Annotated in this window: 10 protein-coding genes; 1 reads left to right on the forward strand and 9 read right to left on the reverse strand. The window is 74.8% G+C overall.

Annotated features, from left to right (window positions below; genetic code table 11):
- Window positions 1-81: 81 nt before the first annotated feature.
- The 4 genes from ACFWAR_RS31540 to ACFWAR_RS31555 all read right to left on the reverse strand — a co-directional run bounded on the left by ACFWAR_RS31540 (window position 82) and on the right by ACFWAR_RS31555 (window position 4,212).
- Window positions 82-1,137: an ABC transporter substrate-binding protein gene (locus tag ACFWAR_RS31540; RefSeq protein ID WP_385784524.1), complete on the reverse strand. Its 1,056-nt coding sequence runs from the start codon at window positions 1,135-1,137 to the stop codon at window positions 82-84.
- 11 nt (window positions 1,138-1,148) lie between these two features.
- The gene (locus tag ACFWAR_RS31545; RefSeq protein WP_385784569.1) at window positions 1,149-1,931 is read right to left on the reverse strand and encodes an ABC transporter ATP-binding protein; all 783 of its coding nucleotides are present in this window, start codon (window positions 1,929-1,931) and stop codon (window positions 1,149-1,151) included.
- A gap of 95 nt (window positions 1,932-2,026) precedes the next feature.
- On the reverse strand, window positions 2,027-3,154 hold the full coding sequence (locus ACFWAR_RS31550) for a FecCD family ABC transporter permease (RefSeq protein WP_385784526.1): 1,128 nt from the start codon (window positions 3,152-3,154) through the stop codon (window positions 2,027-2,029).
- Window positions 3,155-3,159: 5 nt separating this feature from the next.
- On the reverse strand, window positions 3,160-4,212 hold the full coding sequence (locus ACFWAR_RS31555) for a FecCD family ABC transporter permease (RefSeq protein ID WP_385784529.1): 1,053 nt from the start codon (window positions 4,210-4,212) through the stop codon (window positions 3,160-3,162).
- Between the two features lie 141 nt (window positions 4,213-4,353).
- Between ACFWAR_RS31555 and ACFWAR_RS31560 the strand changes: the two genes are divergently transcribed.
- Complete coding sequence (locus ACFWAR_RS31560) at window positions 4,354-5,184, forward strand: AraC family transcriptional regulator (RefSeq protein WP_385784532.1); 831 nt, start codon at window positions 4,354-4,356, stop codon at window positions 5,182-5,184.
- A 247-nt stretch (window positions 5,185-5,431) separates the two neighbouring features.
- On the opposite strand, the gene ACFWAR_RS31565 is transcribed toward ACFWAR_RS31560, so the two are convergent.
- The 5 genes from ACFWAR_RS31565 to ACFWAR_RS31585 all read right to left on the reverse strand — a co-directional run bounded on the left by ACFWAR_RS31565 (window position 5,432) and on the right by ACFWAR_RS31585 (window position 10,390).
- Window positions 5,432-5,857, reverse strand: coding sequence for a DoxX family protein (locus ACFWAR_RS31565; RefSeq protein ID WP_385784535.1), 426 nt, complete (start codon window positions 5,855-5,857; stop codon window positions 5,432-5,434).
- A gap of 53 nt (window positions 5,858-5,910) precedes the next feature.
- Window positions 5,911-6,543, reverse strand: coding sequence for an isochorismatase family protein (locus ACFWAR_RS31570; protein WP_385784538.1), 633 nt, complete (start codon window positions 6,541-6,543; stop codon window positions 5,911-5,913).
- On the reverse strand, window positions 6,540-8,270 hold the full coding sequence (locus ACFWAR_RS31575) for a (2,3-dihydroxybenzoyl)adenylate synthase (RefSeq protein WP_385784541.1): 1,731 nt from the start codon (window positions 8,268-8,270) through the stop codon (window positions 6,540-6,542). Before ACFWAR_RS31575 ends, ACFWAR_RS31570 begins: the two co-directional genes overlap by 4 nt.
- The gene (locus ACFWAR_RS31580; RefSeq protein ID WP_385784572.1) at window positions 8,267-9,469 is read right to left on the reverse strand and encodes an isochorismate synthase; all 1,203 of its coding nucleotides are present in this window, start codon (window positions 9,467-9,469) and stop codon (window positions 8,267-8,269) included. The genes ACFWAR_RS31575 and ACFWAR_RS31580 overlap by 4 nt, the downstream gene beginning before the upstream one ends.
- A gap of 111 nt (window positions 9,470-9,580) precedes the next feature.
- Window positions 9,581-10,390, reverse strand: a complete 810-nt coding sequence (locus ACFWAR_RS31585) for a 2,3-dihydro-2,3-dihydroxybenzoate dehydrogenase (protein WP_385784543.1) — start codon at window positions 10,388-10,390, stop codon at window positions 9,581-9,583.
- Between the last annotated feature and the right edge of the window lie 49 nt (window positions 10,391-10,439).

Genomic DNA, 10,439 nt, shown 5'->3' on the forward strand with positions numbered 1-10,439 from the left:
GTGTTGGTGTGTGGGGGGGGGGGGGGGGGGGGGGGGGGGGGGGGGGGGGGGGGGGGGCGCCCCCCCCCCCCGCCGCGGCCGCTACTGGCCGGCGACGGCCTTCGCCAGCAGCGGAGTGAGCTGCTCGGTCGCCCAGGCCGCGTTCAGAGCGTCCGGGTAGGCGATGGCGGAGGCCAGGTTGTTGGCGGAGGGCACGACCGCGAAGTGCTTGCCCTTGACCGCGTTCAGGGACTGGAAGAGCTTGTTGCCCTCCAGCTCCGCCGGGCTGATCACCCCGCGGTCGCCGAAGGGGTAGGTGAGCAGGAGGACGTCCGCGTCGAGCTGGTCGAGGTTCTCCATGCTCACGCCGTTCTTGTCGGGCGCGTAGTTCTTCGCCCGGTCGGTCTTGACGAAGCCCAGCTTCTCGAACACGCCCGGGTCCTGCGCCGCGTAGGACATGAAGCTGATCTGCTCGGGGTGGACGACCGCGTACGTGTACTGCTTGCCCTTGAACTCGGGGTGCGCGGCGGCGGCGTCCGCGACGGCCTTGTCGTTGGCCGCGATGACCTCCTCGGCCTTGGCCTCCAGGCCCAGCGCCTGGGCGGCCCGGCGCAGCCGCTCCTGCCAGGTGAGCGTGTTGGCCTGGCCCTTGTCCGTGTAGGTGATGACGGGGGCGATCGGCGAGAGCTTCGCGTAGTCCTTGTCCATCTCCCAGGTGTTCATGCCGAGGATGACGTCGGGGCCCTCGGCGGCGATGGCCTCGTAGGCGGTGCCGTCGGTGTCGTCGTAGGTCTTGAGCTTGCCGGCGCGCAGCGCGTCGACGGCGCGCTGCTTGAACTGGGGCACGGGGGAGCCGTCCTCGACGTCCGGGGTGATGACCGGGACGATGCCGAGCGCGAGCGCGATCGAGGTGTCGCCGTCGGAGACGGTGGCGACCTTCAGCGGCTTCTTCTTGACCTCGGCCGTGCCCCAGGCGTTCTTCTGGGTGACGGCCTTGAAGGAGGAGCCCGCTGCGGAGGCCGCCTTGTCCGTGCCCTGGCCGTCGGAGCCCCCGCCGCAGGCGGCGAGGAGGGTCAGCGACAGCGCTGCGGCCGTGGCCGCGGCGGTGCGGCCGAGGCGGCGGGCGGTGGTGGAGCGGGTTCTGGCGTACGTGGACAAGGGGGTCTCTCCTATGCGGGGTTGCGGTGCCGACGGCCGAGCGGGAAGATCTGCGGCCGGTCGGATCGGGGATGGGGGACGACGAGGCAGTCCAGGCCGAACACGTCGGCGACGGTGCTCTCGGTGAGGACCTCGTGCGGGCTGCCCTGCCGCACGATCCGGCCGTCGCGCATGGCGACGATGGTCGAGGCGTACAGGGCGGCCTGGTTGAGGTCGTGGGAGACGAGGACGATGGTGCGTCCGGTGCGCTCGTTCAGGTCGGCGAGCAGGTCCATCACCTCGATCTGGTGCGCGATGTCGAGGTAGGTCGTGGGCTCGTCCAGGAGCAGCGTGGGGGTTTCCTGGGCGAGGGCCAGGGCGATCCACACGCGCTGCCGCTGGCCGCCCGAGAGCTGGTCCACCGGACGGCCGATCAGCTCGGCGGTGCCGGTGGCCTCCAGCGCCTCGGCCACGACGAGGTCCTCGCGGTCCCTGGTGGGCCGGGCGGGCGCTCCGAACCGCTGGTGGGGGTGGCGTCCGCGGCGGACCAGGTCCCCCACGGTGATGCCCTCGGGCGCGATCGGGGTCTGCGGCAGGATGCCGAGCCGGCGGGCCACCTCGCGGGTGGGCAGGGCGTGGATGTCGTGCCCGTCGAGCAGCACCGATCCGGCCGACACCGGGAGCAGCCGGGCCAGCGACTTGAGCAGGGTCGACTTGCCGCAGGCGTTCGGGCCGACCAGCGCCGTGATCCGGCCCGGCTCGATCTCCAGCGACAGGCCGTCGACGACGGTCCGCCCCGCGTAGCCGGCGGTCACCGCGCGGGCGGCGAGGGCCGGTCGGAGCCCGGCGGCGGGCTCGAGGCCGTCGGTCGGCGGACCGCCGGGTACCGGACGGGCCCGGAGGGGATGGTTCACGAGGAGGCTCCTTGCCCACGGCGCAGGATCAGGACGACGAAGTAGGGGGCGCCGATCAGCGCCGTCACGGCGCCGGTGGGCACCGGGGAGATCAGCGGCCCGTACTGGGCCAGCACGTCGGCGCCGAGCACGATCGCCGAGCCGACCGCGGGGGCCAGGACGAGGGCCCGCTCGGTGCCGACGAGCCGGGCCGCGACGGGGCCGCTGACCAGCGAGACGAAGCCGATCGGGCCGGTGACGCTGGTGGCGAGCGCCGCGGCCGCCGCTCCGAGCAGCAGGGCCGCGGTACGGGTCCCCCCGACCCGGGTGCCGAGACCGGCGGCGAGCTCGTCGCCGAGGGACATCGACGCGAGGGCCCGGTGCACGGGGACGGCGCACAGTCCGCAGACGGCCAGGGACACGGCGAGGGTGCTCACGCCGTCCCAGGTGGCGCCGCTGACGCCGCCGACGAGCCAGCGCACGACCTGCCCGAGGCCCTGCTCTCCGGCCATGGTGAACAGGTAGTTGGTGTAGGCGGTGCACACGGCGGCCAGGCCGATGCCGATCACGACGAGGCGGTGGGTGTCCACCGCGCCGTCCTTCCGGCTCAGCGCGATCACGGCGCCGACCATCACGAACGCGCCGGCCAGCGCCGCCGCTTCGACCCCGAAGGGGACCGTGGGGGCCAGCAGCAGCACGGTCACGGCGCCGGCGCCCGCGCCCGCCGAGATGCCGACCACGTCCGGGGTGGCCAGGGGGTTGCGGACCAGCCGCTGGTAGAGCGCTCCGGCCAGGCCGAACAGGGCGCCGGCGAGCAGGGCGGTCAGGGCCCTGGGCAGCCGGATGCGGTGGATCACGTAGTCGGCGATGCCGGTCCGCAGACCGAAGGCGGCGGGCAGCACGTCCGCGGGCGCGATGGTGCGCAGCCCACCGAGCAGGACGGACGCCACCAACAGGCCCACGACCAGCAGGGCGAGCACCGCCCAGGCGGTGGCGAGCCGCCGGGCGGCGGCCCTGCGGGCGGCGGCCAGCAGCGCGGCCGTGGCCGCGGCCGCCGCGGCGGGCGTCGACGCGGCGGCGGGCGGCGGACCGGCCGGGGTCGGGGTCGGGGTCTGGGTCTGGGTCTGGGCTGGGGTCTGGGGCACGTCGCTCACATCCGGACCAGGTCGCGGCGGCGGGCCAGCCACACGAAGAAGGGGGTGCCGACGATGCCGGTCATCACCGAGACCTGGACCTCGCCGTGCTGGAGCGCCACGCGGCCCGCCGTGTCGGCGACGATCAGCAGGATCGCCCCGCAGGCCATCGACAGCGGCACCGACCAGCGGTGGTCGGATCCCACGAGCATCCGCGCGACGTGCGCGGCGACGAGTCCGACGAAGGCCACGGGCCCGACGGCGGCGGTGGCCGCGGCGCACAGCAGCACCGCGACCGCGGCGCCCGCCAGTTGGGCCCGTTCGACCCGGACGCCGAGCCCGCGCGCGGTGTCCTCGCCCAGCGCCAGCGCGTTCAGGGTGCGTCCGAGGGGGAGGGCGAGCAGCAGCCCGACGAGGGCGAAGGGGGCTATCTCGTCCAGGACCCCGGCGCGCCCGGCGAGTTGTCCCACCGACCAGAAGCGCAGCGAGGAGTAGACGACCTCGTCGCGCACGACCAGCAGGGTGACCACGGAGGAGAGCAGGGCCGCCACCGCCACGCCCGCCAAAACCAGGCCGAGCGTGCTGCTGCCGGCCCGGGTGCGGGTGCCGATCAGGTAGACGGCCCCGGAGGTCAGGACGGACCCGGTCAGCGCGAGCCAGAAGAACCCGCCCGCGTCCTTCACGTCGAGGAAGAGGATGCCGAGCACGACGCAGAGGGAGGCGCCCTGTTCCACCCCGAGGATGCCCGGGTCGGACAGCGGATTGACCGTCAGCGCCTGCATCAGCAGCCCCGAGGCGCCGAGCGAGGCGCCCACGAGCAGCCCGAGCAGGGTGCGCGGGATGCGCTCGGTCCACAGGACGTCGTGGTCGTAACCGGCGCCCCACGGATCGAAGAGGATCCGTACGACGGACGACGGCGGGATGTCGCGGGCACCGATGGCGATGCCGGCGATCACGACCACCGTCAGGATCAGGCAGGCGAGCAGCACGGCCGGCGCGCCGCGTGTCGCACGGGTGCGTGCGAGGACGGCCGGAGGGGGTGCTTCCGCCGGCAGGACGGATGGATTCATGGGGGTCGGGGGGCTCCTCGCCTGGTCTCACTGGGTAAAACTTAGGTTAGCCTTACCGAAGTCGAGATCGTCCAATGCGGGAGTCAGACCGATCGCACTGAGGGGTCAGATTTCGGCTCTGCCACGAACGGGAGGGATTGCATGACCACCATGACCTTGCGCACGGCCACCACCTCGGGCCGGACGACCGCGCCCCGGCTCCGCACGCTCGCGGGCACGGGCCGCCGGACGGAACGCACCGCGCCCGAACCGGCGTTGACGGGCGACGACGGCTTCACGGCCGTGGGGGGACATCCGCCGCACGTCCACGACTTCCACCAGTTCCTCTACGTGCCGCTCGGCCGGATCACCGTGTCCGCACTCGGCCAGGAGTACGAGCTGACCCCGTCGGTGGCCCTGTGGTTGCCGGCCGGAGTCGTGCACGGCGCGCGCTTCGACCCCGAATCGATCGTCGTCTCCGAGACGTTCGGCGCCGCTCTCTTCGACCCGCCCTACGAGGGCCCCACCCCCGTGAACGTCACGGAGGCCCAACGCGCCCTGCTGCTGGGCCGGATGCGCAGCAGCACCGCCGAGGAGGACGACCCGCGGGTCTTCGCCGCACTGTCCGCGGCCCACCCCGACAGCCTGCCGCTCCCGCAGCCGGTCACGCCCGCCGCCCGCACCGTGGCCAGCGGCCTGGCCCGTACGCCCGGCGACGCCCGCACGGCCACCGAATGGGCCGCCGCGCTGTACACCAGCTCCACCAGCCTGCGCCGGGCGTTCCGCGCCGAGACCGGCATGGCCTTCTCCGAATGGCGCACCCGACTGCGCCTGAACCACGCCCTGTACCTACTGGACCAGGGCCAGTCGGTCGGCGCCGTCGCCGCGCAGGTCGGCTTCGCCAGCACCAACGGCTTCATACTCGCCTTCCGCCGCCACTTCGCTCGGACCCCCGGCTCCTACGTCCGCCGCGAGGCCCAGCACAGCACCTGAGACGCACGCGGCGCACACCTAGTGCCGTGACCGGAAAGGTTCACCGTGTCGCGGCGCCCGGCACGGCACCTCGCCGCGTTGTCGGCCCACGCAAGTACGTCCAGTACGAGCCGCGGTCCTCCGCCTTGCGATGCACCGCACCGGACACCGCGACCCGGCAAACCTTCCCGGCCACGGCACTAGCGGGGCCCGGCCCCTCCCGCCGAGGGAGGAGCCGGGCCCCGCCGCGTACCGGGTCGGGGTCCGGTCAGGCGGCCGCGGTCCGGCGTCGGCGCGCGGGGCGCATGATCCGGTCCACGGCCAGCGCGCCCGGACCGGTGAACACGATCAGCAGGAACGCCCAGCTGAACATCGCCGCCGATTCGCCGTTGTTCTGGATGGGCCACAGGGCCGTGCCCTGGTGCACCGAGAAGTACGCGTACGCCATCGAACCCGAAGCGACGACGGCCGCGCTGCGGGTACCGGCGCCCAGGCACACCAGGGTGCCGCACACGAGCTGGATCAGCGCCGCGTACCACCCCGGCCACGCGCCGACGGGCACGGTGGCGCCGCCGTGCCCCCCGCCCAGCACGCCGAACAGGGAGGCGGCGCCGTGGCAGGCGAACAGCAGGCCGGTGACGATCCGGAACAGGCCCAGGGCGTAGGGCTGCAGGGGTGCGATGCGATCGGTCATGGGGATCTCCTCGTAAGGGGGACGGGAGGGCGGGTTGATCGGCGGGGCACCGCTCACCAGGCGGCGGCGACCTCGTCGACGGTGGTGACGCGGGCGCACCGGCCGGCCGCGTACTCCAGGGCCATCCGGTGCTCGCGGGCGGAGAAGTCGGCGACCGCGTCGGCGACCACGAACGCCTGTATGTCCCGCATCCACGCGTCGGCGGCGGTCAACAGCACGCCGATGTGGGCGTAGACGCCGACGACGACCAACTGGTCGCGGCCGAGCGCCGCCATGCGCTCCGCCAGGTCGGTGCGGACGAAGGCGCTGTACTTCCACTTGGTGAACACGCTGTCCGCGGACGCCGGGGCCACCGCGTCGGCGATGGCCTCCGCAACCGGGTCGGCGGGCAGCCCCGGCCCCCAGAAGTCCTGCTGCAGGCCGCGCTCGGCGGGGCTCTGGCCGCCGCGCTGCGCGCTCCACAGCACGGGCACCCCGGCCCGGTCCGCCTCGGCGCGCAGCCGGGCGACCGACCGCAGCAGCGCCGCGACGGTCGCGGAGCCTTCGCCGTACGCGGACAGGAAGTGGTTCTGGAGGTCGTGGACGAGCAGCACCGACCGGGCCGGATCGGGCTTCCAGTCGACCCGGCCCGGCGGCAGGGAGTCCGCGGTCGGCAGCGGGTAGGGCTCGATGCGGGGCAGGCTCATGAAGTGCGTTCCGTTTCGGTGGGGGCGGTGCGCTCGGGGGAGGGGGACGGTGCGGGTGCGGGGAGGGCTGCGGGCGGGGCCTCGGCCGCCGTCGCGCGCAGGTCCTTCTTGGAGACCTTGCCGACGCCCGTGGTGGGGAAGGCGGTGACGAACTCGACCCGGTCCGGGATCTTGTAGCCCGCCAGCCCCCGGCCGCGCAGGAAGCCCTTCACGGCGGCGGGCCGCAGCGGGCCCGCCCCCTCGCGCAGGACCACGTACGCACAGGTCCGCTCGCCGAGGTAGGCGTCCGGCTCGGCGACCACGTTCGCGTCGTGGACGGCCGGGTGGGCCAGGAGGTGGTTCTCCACCTCCTCGGCGGCGATCTTCTCGCCGCCCCGGTTGATCTGGTCCTTGGCCCGGCCCTCCACCACCAGGTGCCCGCTCGGCAGCGCCCGGACGACGTCCCCGGTGCGGTAGAAGCCGTCCGCGGTGAAGGAACGGGCGTTGTGCTCGGGGGCCCGCCAGTAGCCGCGGATCGTGTACGGACCCCGGGTGAGCAGGTGGCCCGTGGCGCCCGGAGCCACCTCGCGGTCCTCGTCGTCGACGATGCGGATCTCGTCGTCGGGGGAGATCGGGCGGCCCTGGGTGCCGGTCACCCACTCCTCGGGATCGTCGAGGCGGGTGTAGTTGACCAGCCCCTCCGCCATGCCGAACACCTGCTGGAGGCGGCAGCCGAGCGCCGGACCGACCCGGCGCGCGGCCTCCGCGGAGAACTTGGCGCCGCCGACCAGCAGGACGTCGAGACTGCTCAGGTCGTGCTCCGTCGAGGCGGCCGCCTCGGTCCACAGCAGGGCCAGCGGCGGTACCAGCCCGGTGATGGTCACCCCCTCCCGCTCGATCAGGGCGAAGGCCGTCTCGGGCGCGGGGCGCGGGCACAGCACCACCCGAGCGCCCGCGTACAGGGCGCCGAGCGAGCCGGGGGAGGACAGCGGGAAGTTGTGGGCGGCGGGCAGCGCCACCAGGTAGACGGAGTCCTCGCCCACCCCGCAAATCGGATTGGATGCCCGCACCGAGTAAACGTAATCGTCGTGGGTGCGCGGGATCAGCTTGGGCACGCCCGTACTCCCCCCGGACAGCTGAAGGAACGCGACGTCCCCGGGGGACGGACCGGCTCCAGGACCCGTCACCGGTCCGCCCGCCGCCGCATCGACGGGCACGTCCGCGAGCGCGGTGAAGGGACCCGGGTCCGGGTCCGCGACGAACACGTGCCGCAGCCCGGGCGCCCCGGCGCGCACGGCGGCCGCCAGCTCCCGGTGGTCGAATCCGGCCAGCAGGCCGGGCCCGACGTAGGCGACGGCGCCGGTGAAGGAGCAGAAGTAGCCGATCTCCGCCTGCCGGTGCGCGGGCAGCGCGAACACCGGGAGCGCCCCGATCCGGAAGAGGGCGAAGACCACCTCGAAGAACTCGGCCGTGTTGGGGAGCTGGACGACGACCTTGTCCCCGGCGGCGATCCCGCGGGCGGTGAACCCGGCGGCCATCCGGTCGGCCCGGACGTCCAGCTCGCCGTACGTCCAGACCCGGCGGACCCCGTCCGGGCCGTCCCCGGGGTCGACCACGGCCACCCGGTCCGGATGGGCGGCGGCCCGCTCGCGCAGCATCCCGCCGAGGGTCTCGCCGCGCCAGTGCCCGGCGGCCCGGTACCGCTCGGCGAACTCCACCGGCCACATGGGCGCATCGACGGCGCTCACAGCGAGGCCCCCACGGCGCGCAGGAAGGTGACGAACTTCGCGGCCGTCTCCGCGGTCTCCGCCGCCGCGTCCGAAGCGGCCACCACCCCGGCACCCGCGTAGAGGCGCAGCCGGTCCTCGAAGGCCTCCGCGCAGCGCAGGGTGACCACCCACTCCCCGTCGCCACCGGCGTCCTGCCAGCCGACGACTCCGGTGAAGAACCCGCGGTCGAAGGGTTCCAGCGCGGCGATGGCGCGGCGCGCCTCGGCGGCCGGGGTGCCGCACACGGCGGGCGTCGGGTGCAGGGCGCAGGCCACGTCCAGGGCCGTGGTCCGCGGGTCGGCGAGCCGACCGGTCACCGTGGTCGACAGGTGCCACATCGCGGCGGTGCGCACCAGCGTCGGCCGCTCCGGCACGGCCAGCTCCGAGCAGTACGGAGCCATCGCCGCGCGGACCCCGTCCACGACCACCGCGTGCTCGTGCAGGTCCTTGGCCGACTCCAGCAGACCCGCGGCCCGGCGCACGTCCTCGGCCAGGTCCGCGCTGCGCGGCACCGATCCGGCGAGCGGATTGGCGACCAGCGCACCACCGCGGCGGGAGACCAGCAGCTCCGGGCTGGCCCCCAGCAGGGTGCGGCCGGGACCCGTCGGCAGCGCGAAGGCGTAGCCGCCGGGGTCGTGCCGCGCGAGCCGGCCCAGCAGCGCGGCCGGCTCGGGCTCCCGCCCGGCCCCGACCAGCTCCAGGGTCCGCGCGAGGACGACCTTCTCCAGCCCCCCGGCGCGCATCCGGGCCACCGCCGCGGCGACGGCCCGCCCGTACGCCTCGGCGGAGGGCTCCTCGGTCACCGTCCAGCCCCCGCCGTCGGGTTCGCCCGGTGGGAGCCCCACCAGGGGGTCGCTGACGAGCGGCGGCCCGCTGCGCACGGTGCGCGGCACGACGAGCGCGGCGGGGCGGTCCGCGTCGAACGGGATCGCACCGATCACCAGGTGCTCCGCCCCGTTCTGACGGGCCGCGGCGAGCACGGAGTCGACCCGGGCGGGCAACGGGCCGCCGCCGTGCGGGACGTCGAGGAGGACGCCTTCGGCCAGCAGGGTGCGGGTGGGCGTGGACAGGAAGCGGTCCCCGGGCCGGTAGGCGTCGAGCAGCGCGGTGGCGGCGCCGACGGCGGGGTGCGCGACGGCGGCGGCGGGGGCCGCCGGGGCGTGGGAGAGGGGGGACAGGGGGGACGCGTGGGGTGCGGCGACCGGGCGGACCGTCGGCACGGTGACTCCTCTGGACGGGGGCGGGACGGGGGTGTTCGGGTCGGGCGGAAGGGGTTCGGGCGGGGCCGGTCAGCGCAGGGACGCACCACCGTCCACGTACAGCTGCTGCATCGTGATGTGCCGGGCCTCGTCCGAGACGAGGAAGCAGACGGCCTCGGCGACGTCGGCCGGGTCGGCGATCCGGCCCAGCGGGATCGCGTGCCGGTAGCGCGCCGGATCCCCCTCCAGCAGCTGGAGGGGCACCTCGTCGCCCTCCCACAGCGAGCGTTGCATCGCGGTGTCGGTGGCCCCGGGCGCGACCACGTTGCAGCGGACCCCGCTGCGCGCGTACTCCAGCCCCAGGCACTTGGTGAACATCACGGCGGCCGCCTTCGAAGCGGCGTAGGCGGCCATGCCGACGCGCGGTACGCCCGCGGCGTCGGAGGCGACGGTGACGATGCTGCCGCGCCCGCGCCCGGCCATCGACGGCGCGAGCTCCCGGGCGGTGTGGAACACTCCGGCGGCGTTCACCGCGAACAGCCGGGCCCAGGAGCCGTCTTCGGTCGTGGCCACCGGTCCGGTGTGCAGGACGCCGGCCACGTTCACGAGGACGTCCACGGGCCCGAGGGCGGCGGTGGCCTCGGCCGCGGCGGCGCGCACCGCGTCCGGATCGGCCACGTCCAGGGTCAGCGGCAGGAAGCGGCCGGTCCGCCCGGTGCGGCCGGTCAGCGACGCGGCGAGGTCGGCGACGGCCGCGCCGCGCAGGTCGGTGGCGGCGACCGAGGCCCCCCGGGCGTACAGCGCGCGGGCGACGGCCTCGCCGATGCCGCTGCCGGCGCCGGTCACGAAAGCGATCCGGCCCGCGAGCCGCGGCTGCCCAGGGGCTGCGGCTTCAGGCATCTGGTCCTCCAAGGTCATGTCAACTTCAGGTGTGCGGGTGTGCGGGTGT

This window comes from Streptomyces sp. NPDC059917 (assembly GCF_042730635.1).
Lineage (GTDB): Bacteria > Actinomycetota > Actinomycetes > Streptomycetales > Streptomycetaceae > Streptomyces.